This window comes from Marivivens sp. LCG002 (assembly GCF_030264275.1).
Classification (GTDB): Bacteria; Pseudomonadota; Alphaproteobacteria; order Rhodobacterales; family Rhodobacteraceae; genus Marivivens.
Genome location: NZ_CP127165.1, coordinates 1,947,490 through 1,968,798 on the forward strand (window position 1 = coordinate 1,947,490; position 21,309 = coordinate 1,968,798).

Annotated in this window: 21 protein-coding genes; 14 read left to right on the forward strand and 7 right to left on the reverse strand. The window is 57.3% G+C overall.

Annotated features, from left to right (window positions below):
- Positions 1–69: 69 nt before the first annotated feature.
- Positions 70–630 carry a GNAT family N-acetyltransferase gene (locus QQG91_RS09630; RefSeq protein WP_285770014.1) on the reverse strand — a complete coding sequence of 187 codons (561 nt, stop codon included), beginning with the start codon at positions 628–630 and terminating at the stop codon, positions 70–72.
- A 132-nt stretch (positions 631–762) separates the two neighbouring features.
- Here QQG91_RS09630 and secG point away from each other — a divergent pair, with 132 nt between their 5' ends.
- The 12 genes from secG to QQG91_RS09690 all read left to right on the forward strand — a co-directional run bounded on the left by secG (position 763) and on the right by QQG91_RS09690 (position 12,651).
- Positions 763–1,131, forward strand: coding sequence for a preprotein translocase subunit SecG (gene secG, locus QQG91_RS09635; RefSeq protein WP_285770015.1), 369 nt, complete (start codon positions 763–765; stop codon positions 1,129–1,131).
- A gap of 172 nt (positions 1,132–1,303) precedes the next feature.
- Positions 1,304–2,947 carry a CTP synthase gene (gene pyrG / locus QQG91_RS09640; RefSeq protein WP_285770016.1) on the forward strand — a complete coding sequence of 548 codons (1,644 nt, stop codon included), beginning with the start codon at positions 1,304–1,306 and terminating at the stop codon, positions 2,945–2,947.
- Positions 2,948–3,057: 110 nt separating this feature from the next.
- Entirely contained in the window at positions 3,058–3,840 is a 783-nt protein-coding gene (locus tag QQG91_RS09645; RefSeq protein ID WP_285770017.1) for a 23S rRNA (adenine(2030)-N(6))-methyltransferase RlmJ, read from the forward strand.
- A 47-nt stretch (positions 3,841–3,887) separates the two neighbouring features.
- Entirely contained in the window at positions 3,888–4,337 is a 450-nt protein-coding gene (locus QQG91_RS09650) for a tellurite resistance TerB family protein (protein ID WP_285770018.1), read from the forward strand.
- A 155-nt stretch (positions 4,338–4,492) separates the two neighbouring features.
- Complete coding sequence (locus QQG91_RS09655) at positions 4,493–5,269, forward strand: ABC transporter ATP-binding protein (protein ID WP_285770019.1); 777 nt, start codon at positions 4,493–4,495, stop codon at positions 5,267–5,269.
- A 23-nt stretch (positions 5,270–5,292) separates the two neighbouring features.
- Positions 5,293–6,018 carry a transporter substrate-binding domain-containing protein gene (locus QQG91_RS09660; RefSeq protein ID WP_285770020.1) on the forward strand — a complete coding sequence of 242 codons (726 nt, stop codon included), beginning with the start codon at positions 5,293–5,295 and terminating at the stop codon, positions 6,016–6,018.
- Positions 6,019–6,072: 54 nt separating this feature from the next.
- Positions 6,073–6,954 carry an ABC transporter permease gene (locus QQG91_RS09665; RefSeq protein WP_285772338.1) on the forward strand — a complete coding sequence of 294 codons (882 nt, stop codon included), beginning with the start codon at positions 6,073–6,075 and terminating at the stop codon, positions 6,952–6,954.
- Positions 6,951–7,757 carry an ABC transporter permease gene (locus QQG91_RS09670; protein WP_285770021.1) on the forward strand — a complete coding sequence of 269 codons (807 nt, stop codon included), beginning with the start codon at positions 6,951–6,953 and terminating at the stop codon, positions 7,755–7,757. The genes QQG91_RS09665 and QQG91_RS09670 overlap by 4 nt, the downstream gene beginning before the upstream one ends.
- A gap of 150 nt (positions 7,758–7,907) precedes the next feature.
- Positions 7,908–9,242 carry a glutamine synthetase family protein gene (locus QQG91_RS09675; RefSeq protein ID WP_285770022.1) on the forward strand — a complete coding sequence of 445 codons (1,335 nt, stop codon included), beginning with the start codon at positions 7,908–7,910 and terminating at the stop codon, positions 9,240–9,242.
- A gap of 61 nt (positions 9,243–9,303) precedes the next feature.
- Positions 9,304–10,002 carry a type 1 glutamine amidotransferase gene (locus tag QQG91_RS09680; RefSeq protein WP_285770023.1) on the forward strand — a complete coding sequence of 233 codons (699 nt, stop codon included), beginning with the start codon at positions 9,304–9,306 and terminating at the stop codon, positions 10,000–10,002.
- The gene (locus tag QQG91_RS09685) at positions 9,986–11,344 is read left to right on the forward strand and encodes a glutamine synthetase family protein (RefSeq protein ID WP_285770024.1); all 1,359 of its coding nucleotides are present in this window, start codon (positions 9,986–9,988) and stop codon (positions 11,342–11,344) included. The genes QQG91_RS09680 and QQG91_RS09685 overlap by 17 nt, the downstream gene beginning before the upstream one ends.
- The gene (locus QQG91_RS09690; RefSeq protein WP_352232097.1) at positions 11,344–12,651 is read left to right on the forward strand and encodes an NAD(P)/FAD-dependent oxidoreductase; all 1,308 of its coding nucleotides are present in this window, start codon (positions 11,344–11,346) and stop codon (positions 12,649–12,651) included. Before QQG91_RS09685 ends, QQG91_RS09690 begins: the two co-directional genes overlap by 1 nt.
- 12 nt (positions 12,652–12,663) lie before the next feature.
- Here the strand turns inward: QQG91_RS09690 and phaR are convergent, their stop codons facing one another.
- The 3 genes from phaR to phaC all read right to left on the reverse strand — a co-directional run bounded on the left by phaR (position 12,664) and on the right by phaC (position 15,772).
- Positions 12,664–13,218, reverse strand: coding sequence for a polyhydroxyalkanoate synthesis repressor PhaR (phaR, locus tag QQG91_RS09695; RefSeq protein WP_285770026.1), 555 nt, complete (start codon positions 13,216–13,218; stop codon positions 12,664–12,666).
- 146 nt (positions 13,219–13,364) lie between these two features.
- On the reverse strand, positions 13,365–13,814 hold the full coding sequence (locus QQG91_RS09700) for a phasin family protein (RefSeq protein ID WP_285770027.1): 450 nt from the start codon (positions 13,812–13,814) through the stop codon (positions 13,365–13,367).
- A 140-nt stretch (positions 13,815–13,954) separates the two neighbouring features.
- The gene (gene phaC / locus QQG91_RS09705; RefSeq protein ID WP_285770028.1) at positions 13,955–15,772 is read right to left on the reverse strand and encodes a class I poly(R)-hydroxyalkanoic acid synthase; all 1,818 of its coding nucleotides are present in this window, start codon (positions 15,770–15,772) and stop codon (positions 13,955–13,957) included.
- Positions 15,773–15,877: 105 nt separating this feature from the next.
- Between phaC and phaZ the strand changes: the two genes are divergently transcribed.
- A complete protein-coding gene (phaZ, locus tag QQG91_RS09710) occupies positions 15,878–17,143 on the forward strand; it encodes a polyhydroxyalkanoate depolymerase (RefSeq protein WP_285770029.1) in 1,266 nt (421 codons plus the stop codon).
- On the opposite strand, the gene QQG91_RS09715 is transcribed toward phaZ, so the two are convergent.
- A complete protein-coding gene (locus QQG91_RS09715) occupies positions 17,144–17,854 on the reverse strand; it encodes an alpha/beta fold hydrolase (protein ID WP_285770030.1) in 711 nt (236 codons plus the stop codon).
- 148 nt (positions 17,855–18,002) lie between these two features.
- Positions 18,003–18,743 (reverse strand): alpha/beta hydrolase, encoded by a 741-nt coding sequence (locus tag QQG91_RS09720; RefSeq protein ID WP_285770031.1) that lies wholly within the window; start codon positions 18,741–18,743, stop codon positions 18,003–18,005.
- Between the two features lie 218 nt (positions 18,744–18,961).
- Between QQG91_RS09720 and thrS the strand changes: the two genes are divergently transcribed.
- A complete protein-coding gene (thrS, locus tag QQG91_RS09725) occupies positions 18,962–20,908 on the forward strand; it encodes a threonine--tRNA ligase (RefSeq protein WP_285770032.1) in 1,947 nt (648 codons plus the stop codon).
- Between the two features lie 32 nt (positions 20,909–20,940).
- Here the strand turns inward: thrS and QQG91_RS09730 are convergent, their stop codons facing one another.
- Entirely contained in the window at positions 20,941–21,309 is a 369-nt protein-coding gene (locus QQG91_RS09730; RefSeq protein WP_285770033.1) for a hypothetical protein, read from the reverse strand.

Genomic DNA, 21,309 nt, shown 5'->3' on the forward strand with positions numbered 1-21,309 from the left:
CGAGCCGTTTCCACACAGGAAACCGCTATTTGCATCAAACGGTGACGGAGCGATCAATTCTGGGGAAAATCAGAGTGCAGCGGTTGAAATCAGCGACGACAGGTCGCGCCAACCATAGGCGACTTCGTCCACAGGAGCGTTTCGGTCATCCGAACCTTGAGCGGCAAGTGACTCGCCGCCTCTTGCCTCATAGAACCCACGTGCCCCCAGATTTTGCTCCAGAACCCAGACAGACATGCCCTCATGGCCAAGACCGAGCGCCTCGCTCGCACAGGCTTGAAGAAGCGCCGACCCGATTCCCTGCCTTTGAGCGGTTTCGAGCAGATAGATCGCGGTCAATTCGGAGGTGAACCCGCGATCTTCGAGCGTGTTATCCCGCTGTAGACCGAAAGAGGCAAAGCCGACGACTTCCCCTCCGGTCTCGCACAAAAAGACTTTACCCTGCCCGCTTTCCTCGAGTGCGGTGAGAATCCGTGTCCATCCGCCGGTGCGTTCAGGCACAGTCATACGCTCGATAAGACCATCGGGCACAATGCCTTTATAGGTGGTTTTCCAAGAGGAAACCTGAACTTCCGCTATAGCGGTGGCATCGCGGAGGACGGCGGGACGGATTTCGAAGTTTTGGGTCATGTCACCTGTGTTCCAGAGCAACAAGACGAGCGCAAGTGCGCATAAATCGTGACATGCTTGAAACTGGGGGGTTGCGGCCTTTGCCACATGCCTCTAGATACCCAGCGTTCACGAAAGGCAAAAGGCAGCCCGATGGAAAACGTCGTTCTCGTCATCCACCTCATCCTCGCACTGTGCCTCATCGGCATTGTGTTGATGCAACGCTCTGAAGGGGGCGGTCTCGGCATCGGCGGTGGCAGCGGTGGCGGCCTTGTTTCTGCGCGTGGCGCGGCAACCGCTTTGAGCAAAATCACTTGGGCACTTGCTGCGGCCTTTATCTGCACCTCGATCGGTCTGACCATCATCGCCGCCGAAAAATCGGCCGGTGCATCGGTTGTAGATCGCCTGATCGATGCCGCCCCTGTCGAAGCGCCCAGCGCCGAGACCGGCAATGCACTTGGTTCGGATCTTCTTCCGCCGAGCGCCGACAGCGACGCACCGCTTCTTCCCAGCGGAAACTAACCACAAAGGTTAGTCTCTCTAGGCTTATAGCCAACAGCATATTGAGTAACCGGTTGCGTAAACGGGGCGAATCCGGTTATATTTAAATCCCGTGAGTATGCGGCTTTGCGAGAATCGTTTCGCCGCGAAACTACCTTTTAATTCGATCGTAAATCACGGGGGTCGCCAACCGATGGCACGTTTCATTTTCATTACGGGTGGTGTGGTTTCGTCCCTCGGCAAAGGTCTTGCTTCTGCAGCACTGGGCGCTTTGCTACAGGCACGTGGCTACTCGGTTCGCCTTCGTAAGCTTGACCCCTATCTCAACGTCGACCCCGGCACGATGTCGCCTTTTGAACACGGCGAAGTATTTGTGACCGATGATGGTGCCGAAACCGATCTCGACCTCGGCCATTACGAACGTTTCACCGGTGTGGCCGCACGCACGAGCGACTCGATCTCTTCGGGCCGCATCTATTCGAACGTGCTCGAAAAAGAGCGCCGCGGCGACTATCTCGGCAAAACCATTCAGGTGATCCCGCATGTGACCAACGAGATCAAAGACTTCATCGCGACGGGCGAAGACGAAGTTGATTTCATGCTCTGCGAGATCGGCGGCACCGTCGGCGATATCGAAGGGCTTCCTTTCTTTGAAGCCATACGCCAGTTCATCCACCAGAAAGAACGCGGCCAGTGCATTCTGATGCACCTCACCCTTCTGCCCTATCTGGCAGCTTCGGGCGAGCTCAAGACCAAACCGACACAGCACTCGGTCAAAGAGTTGCAATCCATCGGTCTTGCACCCGATGTGCTTGTCTGTCGTTCCGAACAAGTCATCCCCGAGCGCGAGCGCGAAAAGATCGCCCTCTTCTGCAACGTCCGCAAAGAGCACGTTGTTCCCGCCTATGACCTCAAGTCGATCTACGAAGCGCCCCTCGCCTATCACGAGCAGGGCCTCGATCAGGCGGTTCTCGATTGCTTCGGCATTGCCCCGGCGCCCAAGCCGAACCTTGCCCGCTGGCTTGATGTGCAGGACCGCATCCACAACACCGACGGCGAAGTGAATATCGCCATTGTCGGCAAATACACCCAGCTTGAAGACGCCTATAAGTCGATCAAAGAAGCCTTGGTTCATGGCGGCATGTCGAACCGCGTCAAGGTCAATGTGAACTGGGTCGATGCCGAAGACTTCGACCGCGAAGACGTGGGCGAGCGCCTTTCTGGCTATCACGCGATCCTTGTTCCGGGTGGCTTTGGCGAGCGCGGGACGGAAGGCAAGATCAAGGCGGCGCAATTCGCCCGCGAACGCAAGATCCCCTATCTCGGAATTTGCCTCGGGATGCAGATGGCCGTCATCGAAGCCGCGCGCAATGCCGCCGGTATCGACAAAGCCGGCTCCGAGGAATTCGACCATGAAGCGGGGCAAAAGCGTTTCGAGCCCGTGGTCTATCACCTCAAGGAATGGGTGCAAGGCAACCACACCGTGACGCGCAAAGCCGATGACGCAAAGGGCGGCACCATGCGTCTTGGCGCCTATAATGCAACGCTTCTCGAAGGGTCGCGCGTCGCCGAAGTCTATGGCACCACGAAAATCGAAGAGCGTCACCGTCACCGTTATGAAGTGGACGTGAAATACCGCGAAAAGCTGGAAGCTGCAGGGCTTTGCTTCTCGGGGATGTCGCCTGATGGCAGCCTTCCCGAGATCGTGGAATGGAAGGACCACCCGTGGTTCATCGGCGTCCAGTTCCACCCAGAACTCAAGTCGAAGCCGTTCCAGCCGCACCCGCTTTTTGCGGACTTCGTGCGTGCGGCGGTCGAGACCTCGCGTCTGGTATAAAGATCAAGGCGGCGCTCTCGGGCGCCGTTTTCATGTGCAGGATCAGGGGCTCTGCCCCTCTGCGCCTTTGGCGCATTCACCCCGGGATATTTGAGGCACAAAGGCAAGGCATGCTGTCCTATCAACATATCTATCACGCAGGCAATCTGGCGGATGTTCATAAACATGCGCTCCTTGCTTGGGTGATCGACTATATGATCCGCAAGGATAAGCCTCTGACCTATATGGAAAGTCACGCGGGGCGCGGGCTTTATGATCTCGGCTCCGAGGCGGCGCTCAAAACGGGCGAGGCCGCCAGCGGGATCGAAATGGTCGAAAGGCGCGGCTGGTTCGAGGCGCAGCATCCCTATGCTCGAGCGCTTGCAGCTGTCAGATCGAAGAACGGCGCGCGGACCTATGGTGGATCGCCGTTGATCGCGGGCGAGCTTCTTCGGGACACCGACCCGATCCGGCTTGTCGAATTGCATCCGCAAGAGCACGCGGCCCTTGTCGCTGCCATGGCCCCCTATCGTGCCATTGTCGACAAGCGCGACGGTCTTGAACTTGTCAATTCGATTTGCCCGCCCGATCCACGGCGCGGTCTTCTTTTGATCGATCCGTCTTACGAGCGCAAAGACGAATACCAGATCATGGCCGAGGTTCTTCCCAAGATCGCCCGCAAATGGCCTGTCGGGGTCATGATCCTGTGGTATCCGATCCTTTCGAGCGCTTTGCATCGCCCGATGGTCACCGCCTTGCGGCGCGCGCTCCCCGAGGGGGTTGTTCATGAGGTGGGGTTCCCGCCTGCACGCGAAGGGCACCGAATGACGGGATCGGGACTTTTCGTGGTGAACCCGCCGTTCGGGTTCGACGCCGAGGCCGCACGGCTTTCACGGCTTTTTGCGGCACTCTGAACCGAGCAGCGCTAGGCAAGCGCCGTGTTACGGCCTATCTATGCGCTATGTTCGCAGATTTGATCCGGCGTTTGACCGCCCCCGCCACTTCTCTTGATACGCTCGACACCAAACGGGCGCTTGGTGCGCTTCTTGTGCGGGTCGCACGCACCGACGGGCACTATGATCCCGAAGAAAAAGCTCTGATCGATCAAGTGTTTGTTGAGGAATTCGGCTTTGACGCGGCCGAGGCATCTGCGCTTCGGAGTGAGTGCGAAACACTTGAGGCAGAGGCCCCCGATACGGTGCGCTTTACCAAGGCTCTCAAGGACAATGTCGCTTATGAAGCCCGCGCGGGATTGATCAAGGCGATGTGGCGCATCGTTCTTGCCGACGGAAGCCGTGATTCTGGCGAGGATGCCTTGATGCGGATGATTGCGCCGATGCTCGGACTGACCGATCAGGAAAGCCATCGCTTGCGCCTTGAGGTTGCGCAATCCGCCGCGTCTCAACGCTAAATATCCCTATCCGGCCAAGTAACGGAGAGTATGAGCAAAATTCGCCGAAAAAATGATCAAGAATGACGTTTCGTCGCTGCGTCACCTGATATAAATATTGCAATATCATCGGAATTCTTTTCCTACTTGGTCAAATTTCGAAGGACGTTTTTGCTGTGACCTCCCAGACCCCCGTGATCGAGATCCGCAATCTGCACAAGGCTTACGGGAGTCTTGAGGTGCTCAAGGGCGTGGATATCGTCGCGCCCCGTGGGCATGTGGTGTCGCTGATCGGCTCGTCGGGCTCGGGTAAATCCACGCTTCTGCGCTGCTGCAATCTACTTGAAGACAGTCAGAAGGGCGAAGTGATTTTCTCGGGCGAGCCTGTGCGCTGGAAAGGCGAAGGTGCAAACCGCCGCCCCGCCGACGCAGCACAGATCAAGCGCATTCGCACCAATCTTTCCATGGTGTTCCAACAGTTCAATCTTTGGTCCCATATGACGATCCTCGAGAATGTGATGGAAGCGCCCCTCACCGTTTTGGGCCGCGCCAAGGCCGAAGTCGAAGCCTCGGCCCGCGCCTATCTCGAGAAAGTCGGGATCGGCGACAAATGCGACGTCTATCCCGCGCAACTCTCGGGCGGCCAGCAACAGCGTGCCGCGATCGCCCGTGCGCTCTGTATGGAGCCGCAAGCCATCCTCTTTGACGAGCCGACCTCTGCTCTCGATCCCGAGCTGGAGCAGGAAGTCGTAAAAGTGATCAAAGACCTCGCGAATGAAGGGCGCACGATGATCATCGTGACCCATGACATGCGCATGGCCGCCGATGTCAGCGACCATGTGGTGTTTCTTCATCAGGGGAGGATTGAAGAGGAAGGCGACCCCGCTACCCTCTTCGGCACCCCAAAGACCGAACGGCTCAAACAGTTTCTATCCGCGACTGTGTCGGCCTGACAAAAACCAACAGGAGAAATCCAATGAAAAAACTGATTTTGACGACTGCACTCGTTGCGCTCTCCGCCGGCGCAGCATTCGCAGAAAGCCACTCTGTCGTCCGTCTGGGCACCGAGGGCGCCTACCCTCCGTATAACTTCCTCAACGACAAGGGCGAAGTCGACGGCTTTGAACGTGTTCTGGGCGACGAGCTTTGTGCACGCGCCGAGCTGACCTGCGAATGGGTCACGAACGACTGGGACTCGATCATTCCGAACCTCGTTTCGGGCAACTATGACGTGATCATCGCCGGTATGTCGATCACCGAAGAACGCGATCAGGTTATCGACTTCTCGGACCCCTACACCCAGCCCGATCCGTCGGCTTTCGTCGCGATGTCGGATGGTGTTGATCTTGCAGGCGGTGTGATCGCTGCGCAGTCGGGCACCATTCAGGCCGCCTATGTGGCCGCTTCGGGTGCAACGCTCCTTGAATTCGCAACCCCCGAAGAATCCGTCGCTGCCGTCAAGAACGGTGAAGCCGATGCGGTTCTGGCCGACAAAGCCTATCTTCTCCCCATCGCGGACGAGGATGCAGAGCTTTCGATCGTCGGTGAAGACGTTCTGATCGGTGGCGGCGTGGGTCTCGGACTTCGCGAGAGCGATGGCGAGCTGAAGGCCAAGTTCGATGCGGCAATCCAGTCCATGAAGGCGGATGGCTCGCTCAACAAGCTCATCGAAGAATGGCTGCCGGGTTCGGCACTGTTCTAAGACAGACAAGGGCGGCGGGCTGTCCCGCCGCCCCCTGATTTTCGGACTGATCCCATTTTTGACTTTTGCGTAGATCCGGCCTCGCTTGATACGGCGAAGTGGTTTGCTTGCTACCTTACGACGGGCAAGCACCTGTCTTTGTATTGGTCATTTGGAACCGTCCTTTTGCTTCTCGCGATTACGGCACCCGTCGCGCTTGCTCTGGGTTTTGGTGGCGCGAGTGCGGCGAGAAGCGCCTTTGCACCGCTCCGTCTTGTCGGCAAAACCTATATCGCGATTGTCCGCGGCGTCCCCGATATCGCGTTTTTCCTTTTTTTCGTCATTGCCTTGGACCAAGGGTTCGAGTGGCTGCGCCATCAGGTGAAGTGCCCCGACTGGGATCAGCCGATCCGCCAAGGAAATGACTTCATTGTTTGCGCTGCTGCCAAACTTCCGCTGTCGAATGCGCCGCAATGGATCCACGAGGTCTATGGCTTTTCGCTTGCGGTGATCACATTCGCCATCGTGTTCGGTGCTTTTGCCGCCAACGTCCTCTTCGGCGCGATGCGGGCTGTGCCCCATGGCCAGATCGAAACAGCCCTTGCCTATGGCATGACCCAACGCCAAGCCTTTTGGCGCGTGCTGGTCCCGCAAATGTGGGTTTATGCACTCCCCGGGCTCTCGAACCTCTGGATGGTTCTGATCAAATCGACACCGCTTCTCTTCCTTCTCGGGGTCGAAGACATTGTTTATTGGGCCCGCGAACTTGGCGGCACCAAGACGCCGCGCTTTACCGAATACCCGCATGGCAACTGGCAGATGTGGTATTTCCTCGGGCTTTTGGTGTTCTACCTTTTGTTCACCCGCGTCTCGGAGGTCTTCTTTGACCGCCTGATGAAGCGCCTCTCTCATGGGCAGGCCACGACCGCAGGCGAAGCACAGAGGAAAGCGGCATGAGCTGTTGGGATGTCATCGCAGACTATGGCCTACGCTCGCTCGGGATCGGCGAACGGCTTTTGCCGAAATCCGACTTTACGATCTGCCAACAGGTCGTGCTTATCGGCTCGGGGATGATCTGGAACATCTACTTCGGCGTTCTGGCTATTGTGGCCGGCTTTTTCCTTGCGACTGCCGTTGCACTGGGCAAAGCGGCGCGCTCGCCGATTCTGCGCAAACTCTCTGAGTGGTTCATCTTCGTGTTCAGAGGCTCGCCGCTCTTTATCCAGTTCTTCTTTGCTTATTTCCTGTTTCTGTCGCTCAAAGGTGTGTTCCCCATCCTGTCGCCGCTGACCTCGGCTTCGCTGGGTGCGCTGATCGTGCTTTTCCTCAATACCTCGGCCTATACAGGTGAAATCTTCTATGGGGCGCTGCAGTCGATCCCCAAAGGCGACGTCGAAGCCGCTGACGCCTATGGCATGACGGGATGGGCGCGGTTCAAGCGGATCATATGGCCGACAATGCTCCGCCTTGCTTGGCCCGCTTATACGAACGAGGCGATTTTCCTCTTTCATGCCACGACTTTGGTCTTTTTCTCGGGCTTCCCCGCCTCGCAGCAAAAGGGCGACGCGCTCTATTACGCGAACTATTTCGCGGACAAGACCTTCAACCCTTTTATCCCCTATCCCATTCTTGCCTGTTATTTCATCCTTCTGACTCTGATCGTGATCGGTTTGTTCGGTCTGGTGAACGCTCGGCTCAATCGGCACCTGCCGCAGGGTCAGAAAAGCAAAATTCGCTTGCGCCTTAAACTGATCAGGTAGTATCAATTAAATATGATCAAATTTTTGGGGACAGCTACATCCCGAAATCTGTTTGATCTGAAAGGTAATCTGGGCCAAGGGCATGGACCATTCAGCGCATACATTGGGTATGCGCCTGATCTGGAGTCTGCCCTGCCCGACAGGTGAGACATGAAAAACTGGCTATTGGAGCGGCCTGAGGTTCGCAGCATTCGCTGCGGCGCTTCTGACTTGAACGGAATTGCACGTGGAAAGCGCGTTCCCGTTCGCTTTATCGATAAAATACTTTCCGACGGGATGCGCTTCCCGCTTTCTGTGATGAACCTCGATGTTTGGGGAGAGGATGTCGAAGACAGCCCCCTCGTCTTCGAGATCGGCGACCCTGACGGGATATTACGTCCGACCGAACGTGGTTTTGTGCCGATGCCTTGGCTTTCGACACCCGCGGCGCTCTTGCCGCTCTGGATGTTCACCGAAGACGGCAACCCCTATGACGGCGACCCGCGCCATGCCCTCGCTGCGGTTCTGGATCGTTACAAGGCGCTCGGCCTGACCCCCGTGGTTGCGACCGAAATGGAGTTTTACCTTGTCGACGACAGCGGCAAGGAAATCCGCCAACCCAAGAGCCCGCGCTCTGGCAAACGGCGTCCCGGCGCCGAGATGCTCTCTCTGCGCGCGCTCGACAGCTTCGACCTCTTCTTCAACGAGCTTTACGATGCTTGTGAAGCGATGGACATTCCCACAGACGCAGCAACCTCCGAAGTGGGGCTTGGCCAGTTCGAGATCAACTTGATGCATGTCGAAGATGCTCTCAAAGCGGCCGACGACGCCTATCTCTTCAAGATGCTCGTGCGCGGCTTGGCCCGCAAACACGGCATGGCGGCGTCCTTTATGGCAAAGCCCTACGAGGACTATGCCGGCAACGGGATGCATGTGCATTTCTCGGTCGTCGATAAAGACGGGAACAACGTTTTCGCAGACGGTAGCTATGAAGGCTCGCCGATCCTCAAACAGGCGATTGCGGGCTGTCTCAAGGGGATCAAGGATCTTGCTTTGATCTTTGCACCGCACGGCAATTCCTATCAGCGCCTTGTTCCCGAGAGCCACGCGCCGACCGGCATCTGCTGGGCCTATGACAACCGGACGGCCTCTGTGCGTGTTCCGGGCGGAAGCCTCAAGGCCCGCCGCATCGAGCACCGCGTTGCAGGGGGGGATGTGAACCCCTATCTCTTTCTCGCGGCTGTTCTGGGTTCCGCACTCATCGGGATCGAAGACGGCCTTACGCCGCCGCCGCCGATTTCTGGCAACGCCTACGAGCAAGAGATCGACCAGATCCCCGATACATGGGAAGACTCGATCAAGACCTTCGAGGCAAGCCAGTTCGCACGCCGTATTTTCTCGGAACGTCTGATCGAAAACCTCGTGATGACCAAACAACAAGAGCACCACTATCTCTCGGAACTGTCGACCGAAGAGCAGTTGGATCTTTATCTCGATACGGTCTGAGTGGTCTTGCCGCCTTGGCGCGGCGAGACTACCTTTATCCTATCTACCTATTAGGTGACTCATGAAAATCGGTATCCTGCAAACAGGACACTCTCCCGATACGCTCCGCAACACTTTGGGTGATTACGAGCATCTTTTCCACAAACTCCTCGGCAGCGGGGATTTTGAATTCGAAACGTTCAATGTCGTCGATATGGAGTTTCCATCGTCGGTAAACGACTGTGACGGCTGGCTTCTGACGGGCTCGAGACACGGGGCCTATGAGGATCATCCGTTCATTCCGCCTCTCGAAGCCTTTATCAGGGACGCCTATGCCGCTCATGTTCCGATGGTCGGCATCTGTTTTGGCCATCAGATCATCGCCCAAGCGCTCGGCGGCAAGGTCGAGAAATTCCAAGGCGGCTGGGTTGTCGGCCGACAAACCTATGACTTGGACGGGCAAAAAGTGGCGCTGAACGCTTGGCATCAGGACCAGGTGGTCGTCCGCCCCCAAGGCGCAACGGTTGTCGCCTCCAACGAGATGTGCGAGAACGCTGCACTTGTTTATGACGACCGGATTTTCACGGTTCAGGCACACCCTGAATTTCGCTCCGACTATATCGAGGGCCTTGCCACCACGCGCGGCCCCGGCGTTGTCCCAGATCCCCTCCTCGAACGGGCGCTGAACAACCTCGACAAACCCACCGACAACGACTTGCTCGCGCGTCGGATTACAGACTTTTTCAAGACGAAAGCATCTTCACATGAGCGACTGGACTGAAAACCTCCCCGAAGCGGCCAAAGACTATTTGGCCGGACGGCGACTGGATGAAGTCGAATGTATCGTCTCGGACCTTCCCGGCATTGCCCGCGGCAAAGCGGTTCCTGCGACCAAATTCGCACGTCAGGAGTATTTCCATCTCCCTGACAGCATCTTTTACCAAACGATTACCGGCGAATGGGGCGATGCCGCAGGCGACGAAGGCTTTATCGAGCGCGATATGATCCTGCGCCCCGATATGGAAACCGCCACCGCAGCGCCCTGGACGGGAGACCTTACGCTTCAGGTGATCCATGACGCCTATGACCGCAAGGGCCGCGCGATCGAATATTCGCCGCGCAATGTGCTCAAACGCGTTGTCGAGCTTTATCGCAAGCAAGGCTGGGAACCCGTTGTCGCGCCCGAGATGGAATTCTATCTCGTGGCCCGTAACCTTGATCCGGCCAAGAACATCGAGCCGATGATGGGCCGCTCTGGGCGTCCTGCCGCCGCACGTCAGGCCTATTCGATGACGGCAGTGGACGAGTTCGGTCCCGTGATCGATGACATCTACGACTTTGCCGAAGCCCAAGGGTTCGAGATCGACGGCATCACCCAAGAAGGCGGTGCGGGCCAGCTCGAGATCAACTTGCGCCACGGCGACCCTGTCAAACTCGCCGACGAAGTGTTCTTCTTCAAACGCCTGATCCGCGAAGCGGCGATGCGTCACAATTGTTTCGCCACCTTTATGGCCAAGCCGATTGCCGACGAGCCGGGTAGCGCGATGCATATCCACCATTCGGTGATCGACATCGAGGATGGCACAAACATCTTCTCCGGCCCTCAAGGCGGCGAGACGGATGCGTTCTTCCACTTCATCGGCGGCCTTCAGAACCATCTTCCGAGTGCGATTGCGGTTCTTGCGCCCTATGTAAACAGCTATCGGCGCTATGTCCGCGATCATGCGGCTCCGATCAACCTGATGTGGGGACGCGACAACCGCACCACGGGTATTCGCGTTCCGCTCTCTGGTCCGTCGTCCCGCCGCGTTGAAAACCGCCTTGCGGGGATGGACTGCAACCCCTACCTCGGGATCGCGGCGTCGCTCGCTTGCGGCTATCTCGGGCTCATGGAAGAAAAACGCGCAGGCCCTTCGTTCAAGGGCGACGCTTATGAAGGCGAGGAAGATATTCCCCGCGTCATGGGCGATGCGCTTGATCTCTTTGAGGAGGCAAAAAAGCTGCACGAGGTCCTCGGGCCAGAGTTCGCGCGTGTCTATTCCATCGTCAAACGCAACGAATACGAAGAGTTCCTTCAGGTGATCAGCCCATGGGAACGCGAGCATCTTTTGCTGAATGTATGATGGGCTCCGCTCTTCATCTGAATGACAAAGAGGCCCAGTTTCCGCCAAGCTGGTATGCCGCAACGGCCGCAATTCCCCCTGAACGCCCCCGATTGAAGGGACGGATCAAAGCCGATGTCTGCATCATAGGGGCGGGTTACACAGGTCTTCATGCGGCCCTCACCTTGCGAGAGCGGGGTCTCTCGGTCGTCGTCCTGGAGGCTCACCGCGCAGGTTGGGGAGCTTCGGGACGCAATGGCGGCCAAGTCGGATCAGGCTATAACAAAGGTCCGATGTGGCTTGAACGGCACGTTGGCAAAGCCGAAGCACGGCTCTTGTGGGACCTGTGCGAGGACAGCAAGGCTCTTGTGCGCGAGAGTGTTGAACGTTTTGCTCCGGATGCCCTTTATAAACCGGGGGTCGCCCACGGCGTTCAAAGCGCCCGAGAGTTCGAACACCTCAAGCGCGAGACCGAGCATCTCGCGCAGCATTACGGCTACACCCAAACGGAGCTCTTCGCGGGCGATGAATTTCGGGACCTTGTGAAAACACGCCTCTACCAAGGCGGGACACTGGATCACGGCGCGGGGCATATCCACCCGCTACGCTATGCCTTGGGTCTCGCCTCTGCCGCTGCCACCGCAGGCGCCCAGATCTTCGAGCGCTCCGAGGCGCACCACATCGAACAGGGCAAGACGCTCCGCGTGCAAACCGCACAGGGGCATGTCGAGGCGGATCATCTGATCCTTGCGGGCAACGGTTATCTGCCACAGATCGAAAAGCACTATGCCGCGCGGGTCATGACGGTGAACAGTTTTATTGGGGCGACTGCGCCTCTTGGCGATGCTGCCAAAGAGGTGCTCTCGCGCGATGTGGCGGTCTATGACGACAGCAATGTGGTCAATTACTTCCGGCTGTCCGAGGACGGGCGCTTGCTCTTCGGAGGCCGCGCCAATTACTCGGTCAAGTTCCCCAAGGATATGGGCACAAAGCTCCATCGCCGCATGGCAGCGATGTTCCCGCAGATCTCGGATATTCCGTTCGATTATATCTGGGGCGGGACGCTTGGCGTGACCTATACCCGGCTTCCCGCAGTTTTGCGCGTTGCGCCCAATATCGTCGCGGCGGGCGGCTATTCTGGCCAAGGTGTCGCTCTATCCGGTCTTGCAGGAAAGGTGATGGCCGAAGCCGTCGCAGGGCACGCGCAAAGGTTTGATACGCTTGCGCTCTTGCCAACGGTCCCCCTCCCCAGAGGTCAGATGACAAGAGCTGCTCTTTTGACGCTCGCAATGAGCTGGGCCACGCTGAGAGACAGGATCGGTCTCTAGCGTGATCCGCTTTTATTTGCCCATCTTGGACAATTTGGTCTGAAGCTCGGCAAGCTGCTTCTTGATCGCATCAAGATCATCGCCCGTGGACTCGCCGTCGGTGGCGGGTCCCGAGCTTCCCATAAAGTTGCCCATTCCACCGGTCATGGCCTTGAAGAATGCCGCTTGCTGCGCCTGCATTGCCTCAAAACCCGGCATCTTGGCCATCGGGCTGGCCTTGGCCATGTTTTCCATCATCTTGGACTGTCCCTCCCGCAGCATCTCGAAGGACGCAGCAAGGAACTGGGGCACCACAGAGGAGGCTTGCGAGGTGTAGGAGCGCACCAGATCGGTGAGCACGTCCACAGGCAAAACACTTTCGCCGCGGCTTTCATGTTCGGCAATGATTTGAAGGAGATATTGGCGGGTCAGATCATCGCCGGACTTGAGATCCACAATCTGCACTTCGCGGCCTTCGCGAATAAAGCTCGCGATGTCTTCGAGGGTCACATAATCGCTTGTCTCGGTATTATAGAGACGGCGGCTTGCATAGCGTTTGATGAGTAGCGGTTTGTCTTTATCGGCCACTGGGTCCTCCCGAAGCTGTGCGGCATTGCAGAAAGCCTATGCTGCCTTCGCACAAAAAGAAAGGGTGAGCTTTGCAGCTCACCCTTTGCACTTTTTCCAATCCAATCAGGGAGGAGGGAGGAGTTGGATCGGAAGGGACTTTGCGATTACTTCGCAGCAGCCGTTGCTTTCTTGGCAACAGCGGTCATTTCTTCGCCGGCCTTCTTCGCAGCTGCAGTCATGTCTTCGGTCATGGTCTTGCCAGCGGACATCATCAGCTCGAGGGTCTCGGTCTGAACTTTCTTGGCGATTTCAGCGAAAGCAGCCATGTGCTCTGCAGCCGACTCAGCCGAAGCAGAAGCGAAATCGGTAACCGACTTGGCGTAGTCAGCGGGCTCGGCCTTTGCTTTGGAAACTTCGGTTACCTTTGCAAGGGTGTCCTGGGTCCACTTTGCCGAAAGGTCGGTCGACTGCTTTGCAGCAGCGATAGCGACTGCCGACATCTTTTCTGCGAGAGCTGCCTGAGCTTTGTAGGCATCTTCCATAGCTTTGGTGTCAACCGGGAAAGCACCCATGACGTCTTTGAACATAGCGGTGAAGTCTTGAGTCTTAGCCATTTTACTTACCTTTCAGAACCTGCGGCGTCTGTGCCGCTTTACGTTTGTCTTGGTAAGAATATGCATGCTGCAGTGCAGCAAATCAAGTATTTTTCTGCGATGCAGCAAGAAAAATTCTGCATCGCAGTATTTTCAAATACTTAGCTACCGGACTTCTGACCGCCAAGTGACTTAACGTAAGTTCCGGGTGCATCTGCAAGCACAGGATGAGTGGAATCACCCGGAGTTCTCGCGGGTATCTGCCCCCCTGCCCGATTCTGGAGCCACTCGTTCCAAAGCGGCCACCATGAGCCCTCGTGCTGTTCGGCACCTGCTTTCCAGTCTTCGGGCGACAGGCTGAGGTCGGAATTGGTCCAATGGCCGTATTTGACCTTGGTCGGCGGGTTCACGATCCCTGCGATATGGCCGCTTCCCGAAAGAATGAAGGTCTTGTCCCGAGAACCCATCTTTTGCACGCCGCGATAGGACGAACGCCAAGCGGCAATATGGTCGGTGTCACATGCGATCGCGCAAAGCGGGACTTCGACCTCGGAGAGGTTCACATCATGGCCGCAAATCCGGAAGGTCTCGGCAGCGAACTCGTCTCTCTGGCAAAGACCGCGAAGGTATTCGACGACCATTTTGGCAGGAAGGTTCGTGCCGTCCCCGTTCCAATAGAGAAGATCGAACGCAGGCGGTGTCTCGCCCATCATGTAATAGCGGATTGCAGGTTTATAGATAAGATCGTTCGAGCGCAGGAACGAGAACGTGCGCGACATGTAGAAACTGTCGAGAACACCCGTCTTGTTCGCCTCGGCCTCGATCCCGTTGACAAAGTCGTCCGTCAAGAAGACCCCGACTTCGCCCTGATCGGAAAAATCCGTCAAGGTGGTGAAGAAGGTGGCGGAATTGACCGAAGTATCCCCTCTTTGCTTCATCAAAGCGAGCGTGAGAGACAGCGTCGTGCCTGCAATGCAATATCCTACGACATTGATCTGTTCGACGCCGCAGATGGATTTCACCTCGCGTATCGCGGTCAGATAGCCGTCTTCGACATAGTCATCCATGCCGACCTGTACATAGCTTTCGTCGGGGTTCACCCACGAAACGACAAAGAGCGTATAGCCCTGATCGACGATCCATTTGATCAAGGAGTTCTGCGGCTTTAGGTCGAGAATATAGAAGCGGTTGATCCACGGCGGGAAGATCAACAAAGGCATCTCGTGAACGGTCTCGGTGGTCGGGCTATATTGGATCAGCTCGAACATGTGGTTACGGAAAACCACTTTGCCCTTTGTCGTCCCGATATTCTCGCCCACCGAAAACGCGGATTTATCCGCAAGTGTGACCACCAATTCGCCGTTGTTGGCCTCGAGATCCTGAACGAGGTTTTCAAGTCCGTCGATAAGGCTCTGTCCCTCGGTCTCGATCGCGCGCTCAAGTGCGTCGGGATTGGTGCCGAGGAAATTGGTGGGGGCCATCATATCCATGATCTGCTGACCGAAATACTGGAGCCGCTTGCGCTCCACCTCCGTCACGCCCTCCATTTCGGCCAAAGCGGCCTGCATGGTTTGGGTGCCGATCATATATTGCTGTTTGAGGTAGTTGAAATAGGGGTGCGTTTTCCAAAGTGGATTGGTGAAACGGCTATCGTCGGGCGTTTCGTCGACAGGCGCTTCGAGCTTGCCTTGGGCAAGGAGCGTTTGCGCCTCGATGAAATGCTTCACGGATTTGCCCCAATACTCGAGTTGCTGCTCGAAAACCTTGGCAGGATTGTGAATCATTTCGTTGAAATAGGCCGCACCGGCCTTGAGATAGAGCTCCTGTGACGGGCCTTGGAGATCGATCGGGACCTCTCGCTTGTGCGTCAGAACGTGGGCGATGCGCTGGCTAAGCTGCTCAACTCTTTGGAGATTCGCCTCGAAACGGGCTCTCGCTTCGGAGCCTGCGTCATCTTCGACCAAATCATTAGTTGTCATACGGCCCTCCCCACCATACATTTTGCACATGCAGCATCGCCTTGGGTCGTGGGCCTAGGCGCAAGCTGAGTCGGGTTCAGCCCGCACCACAAGGAGACGTCGCAAGTGAAGTATATGTACACATACGACTTGATGGAAAGTGTTCGTAACACAAACCAATGGCTTGGCGCATCCGCGCGCGCATTTGCCGCGTATCCGGGGATGTCCGCGATGGCCAATCCTTTTGTGGAGTGGGTCGGAGCTTGGGGCGAAGTCACCGAGCGCACGTTCGAGCGCATGGTCGTCAAACCCGACTGGGGTATCCCTTCCATTTCCATGAGTGACGGCAAGGACCACCTTGTGCAGGTGGAAAAGGTGATCAAACGCGATTTCGGTGACCTGATCCATTTCAAGGTCGTGGGCCGCAAACCGCTCGCGCGCCGTATTCTGCTTGTCGCTCCGATGTCGGGCCACTATGCGACCCTCCTTCGCAAGACCGTGATTTCTCTACTGCCCGATTGTGAAGTCTATATGACGGACTGGCACAACGCCCGCGATATCCCCGTGAGCGCAGGCAAGTTCGATGTCGAGGATTATACCCTCTATCTCGTTGACTTCATGAAGCATTTGGGCAGCGATCTCCATGTGATCGCGGTTTGCCAGCCTGCTCCGCTCACTCTGGCGGCAACGGCCTATCTTGCCGAAGAAGACCCCAAGGCCCAGCCGCGTTCGCTCACCCTGATCGGTGGTCCCATCGACCCCGAAGCGAACCACACCGAAGTCACCGACTTTGGCCGCTCTGTGACCATGGGCCAGCTTGAACAAACGATGATCCAGCGGGTCGGCTTCAAATACGCAGGCGTGGGTCGTCTCGTTTACCCTGGTCTCCTGCAGCTGGCGTCGTTCATTTCGATGAACGCCGACAAGCACACCAAAGCGTTCCAGGACCAGATCTTCCGCGCCGCCAAGGGTGCGGCCTCGGATCATGACAAGCACAACGTCTTTTACGACGAGTATCTTGCCGTGATGGACATGACCGCGGAATTCTATCTCTCGACCGTCGAGCGTGTTTTCAAAAACCGCGAGATTGCGCGCAATGCTTTTACCGTGGCCGGACGTCCCGTGGATATCTCCAAGATCACGACCGTCGCCGTGATCACGGTCGAAGGCGAAGAGGACGACATCTCGGCACCAGGACAGTGCAAAGCAGCGCTCGGTCTTTTGACGGGTCTCCCCGAGGACAAGAAGGCCGCGCATCTCGAGCCGGGCGCAGGTCACTACGGGATTTTTGCGGGCAAAAGCTGGCGGAACAACATCCGCCCGTTGGTCCTTGAATTCATCGACGCGAATTCGGCCCCGAAAAAGCCGCACGTGGTGGCGACAAGCGCCTGATCACCTGAGAACGAGCGGCTGCCGCATGAACGACCGGAGCAATTCGGTCGTGGCTTGCGGCTGATCGAGTAAGGGCACATGCCCTGCCCCCTGCACCACTTCGAGTTTGGCATAGGGGATCAATTCAGCCATGAATTCATGCCGTTTGCGCGGGGTGACACCGTCTTCGTCCCCGCACATCACCAGGACGGGCTGCTTGATCTTGCGCGAGGTCCCCTGTTGGTCTTTGCGGCGCTGGAACGCGCGGAGCTGGCGCACCGTTGCATCCGTTCCATTGGCACGGGCCATCGTAATGACCTTGGTGATCCCGTCGTTGCGGGTGTTACCCCCCACGAACCACCCTTTCGAGACGTTTTCCCGCACAACATCTTCCAGTCGTCCGGCCTTGATCGAAACGATCTGGGTCTCTCTTGCGGCGGCATCCTGAGGCGTATCCGCAAGCGGCGTCGCTCCGATCAGAGCAATCCGCGTGACCCGCTCGGGGGCACGGCGCAATACTTCCAACGCAACCGCACCGCCGAGACATTGCCCGACAAGCGCGAATTTCATCGGCGCGGCCGATAGGATCTCGGAGGCCATTTCTTCGATCCGCTCGTGTGTGGACGTCGGAGCGATCATCACGGACATATCGCGCCCCAAAGCGGTCATCTGGGTGGCAAAAACCCGCGCGTCACAAAACAATCCTGGAAGGAACAACAATGGCTCAGCCATTGGCGCCCCCTCGCGTCAAATACTGCATCTTAACCCCGTCTTATGTCTTTCTGACATTTTGAGGGGATGATACACGGCTCGATTGCATTGAAAAGCGCAACTCTTCGCAATCACGGGAAAATTCTTCGAGAGTGGCGAATTGGTTGCCCTAGACCCGCGACAGAACCTTGGTCACGCTATAGCTTATGAGCGAGAGGCATTCTGGCGTTGAAAAACGATGATCCGCGCCTTTGACGAGAGTCAGGCGCACATCATCCCCTTGGGCATGATCCAAGAGACGGATGGCGACCGATTGATCGACGTCAGCATCGGCAGTGCCTTGGAGAAAGCGCACTGGAAACGGCAGCGCCAGAGGAGAGCGGAGCACCAGCCGATTGCGCCCCTCTTCGATCAAACGCTTTGTGATGATGTAGGGATCGCCATATTCCGAAGGCAAGGCAACTTTGCCATTGCTTTCCAATTCGGCCTTTTGGGCGGCACTGAAACCGTTCCACATACTGTCTTCGGTGAAATCGGGCGCTGCGGCGATGGTCACAAGACGCGCCACCTTTTCTGGCATCTCGCGCGCGACAAGAAGTGAAATCCAACCGCCCATCGAAGAACCGACGAGCACGGCAGGTCCTTCTAACAATGAGAGGGCCGCGCAGGCATCCTCGAACCAGTCGCCGATCGCGCCGTCTTCGAAATCCCCCTCACTCACGCCATGACCCGAATAGTCGAAGCGCAGGAAAGCACGGCCTTGGGCTTTGGCCCAGTCTTCGAGATGGATCGCCTTGGTGCCTTCCATATCCGACTTGAACCCGCCGAGGAAAACGACTGCAGGCAAAGCCCCGTCGGTATAGTTGTAAGCGATACGGCGGCCCTGCGGGGTGGTCAGAAAGTCAGTCACGGATCAAATACCTTTTGTCTGGTTCTGGGACAGTGACACCATAAACGGCCCCACGGTGACAAGGGTCACAGTCGCAAAAGTCACATTTACAAGGGATAATCTTGGGCGCGGCAACTTCGAGACTTGACGTCGCCGAGTGTCAGCGCCAAGAAACAGCCCGAACATATTACCCGCAACCGGGCGTTCCGTGGGCGCCAAACTGACGAGGAGCTAGGCCGATGAGCCAGATTTCCCTTACATTTCCCGATGGCAATTCGCGTTCCTATGACGCAGGTGTCACCCCTGCCGAAGTCGCGGCATCCATTGCCACCTCTCTGGCCAAGAAAGCCATTTCCGCGCAAGTGAACGGCAAGCACTGGGATCTCCAGTGGCCGATCCACGAGGATGCGCAGATCGCTATTAACACGATGAAGGACCCTGCCCCCGCTCTGGAGCTGGTCCGTCATGACCTCGCGCACATCATGGCGCGCGCCGTGCAAGAGATTTGGCCCGATGTCCAAGTCACGATCGGACCCGTCATCGAAAATGGCTGGTATTACGATTTCGACCGCAAAGAGCCCTTTACGCCCGAAGACCTCGCCGTCATCGAAAAGAAGATGCGCGAGATCATCAACAAGCGGGACGATGTGCGCACCGAGGTCTGGGACCGTGACCGCGCGATCCAGCACTACAAGGACAAAGGCGAGCCCTATAAGGTCGAGCTGATCGACGCGATCCCCGGCAACGAGCCGCTGCGCATGTATTGGCACGGCGAGTGGCAGGATCTTTGCCGTGGTCCGCACCTTCAGAACACGGGCCAAGTGCCTGCGGATGCGTTCAAGCTCATGAGCGTGGCCGGTGCCTATTGGCGCGGCGATTCAAACCGTGCACAGCTCCAGCGGATCTACGGTGCGGCTTTCCTCAACAAAGAAGACCTCAAGGCCTATCTGACCCGCCTTGAAGAAGCCGCGAAGCGCGATCACCGCAAGCTCGGCAAGGAAATGGACCTCTACCACATGCAGGAAGAGGCCCCCGGTCAGGTATTCTGGCACCCGAACGGCTGGACGGTTTATACCACGCTCCAAGACTACATGCGCCGCCAGCAGCGCCGCGATGGTTACGTCGAGGTGAACACGCCCCAAGTGGTGAACCGTAAACTCTGGGAAGCGTCGGGCCATTGGGAGAACTATCAGGAAAACATGTTCATCGTCGAAGTGGACGAGGATCATGCCCGTGAAAAGACCGTGAATGCGCTCAAGCCGATGAACTGCCCTTGCCACGTGCAGGTGTTCAACCACGGCCTCAAATCCTATCGCGATCTTCCATTGCGGATGGCCGAATTCGGCTCGTGCAACCGCTATGAACCCTCGGGCGCATTGCACGGGATCATGCGTGTGCGCGGCTTTACGCAAGACGATGCGCATATCTTCTGCACCGACGACCAGATCGAATCCGAAACGAAAAAGTTCATCGAATTCCTCTCCAAGATTTACGACGACCTCGGCTTCCATAACTGGAAGATCAAACTCTCGACCCGCCCTGAAAAGCGCGTCGGCAGCGATGAAAGCTGGGATCGTGTCGAAGCGGCCTTGGGCGATGCCTGCAAAGCCGCCGGCTATGATTATGAAATCCAGGAAGGTGAAGGCGCGTTTTATGGCCCCAAGCTCGAGTTTGTTCTGACCGACGCCATCGGCCGTGACTGGCAGTGCGGTACGCTTCAGGTGGACCCGAACCTGCCCGAGCGTCTCGATGCGAACTACATCGGGCAGGACGGCGCAAAGCACCGTCCCGTCATGCTCCACCGCGCGGTGCTCGGCTCGTTCGAGCGTTTCATCGGCATTCTGATCGAAGAGCATGCGGGTAAATTCCCGTTCTGGCTCGCGCCGCGTCAGGTCGTCGTTGCTTCTATCGTCTCTGATGCCGACAGCTATGTGCATGAAGTGGTCGAGATGCTCAAAGCCAAGGGCATCCGCGCCGAAGCTGACACACGCAACGAAAAGATCAACTACAAGATCCGCGAGCACTCGCTCGGCAAGGTTCCTGTGATCTTCGCAATCGGTGCGCGCGAAGTCGAAGAGCGCACGGTGTCGGTGCGCCGCCTTGGGGAACAACAGACCTCGGTGCGCTCTGTCGAAGAAATGGTCCAAGAGCTTGCCGCCGAGGCAACGCCGCCCGACCTTCGTTGATCAAAACATCATAAACGACTGAAAAGGCGCACTTAAAAGTGCGCCTTTTCTTCATCGGGCTTACCCGCGGCAATCGCAAGAAGCCCGCCAAGCCCCGCCATCCCGATGGGGAACATCGTTGCAAAGTTGAAGCCGAAGGCGCCATACATCGCCAAGGCCGAGACGAGCATCAGCACTCCGCCCCAAAGGGCCCGCGCCCGCGCCATTCCACCCCCTGCAATTGCCAAGAGCGGAGCAAGGAAACTCGCCGCTTTGATAAACTCGGGGTTGGTCACGAAACCGAAAGCCTCTCCGACCTCCTGATAGCTTTCGGTGAGTGAGACGTAGCCATAGCTCACAAAGCCGACGACCACTCCGATCAATCCGGCAAAAATCCCTAGCATCAGTGCGGCGTTGCGCAT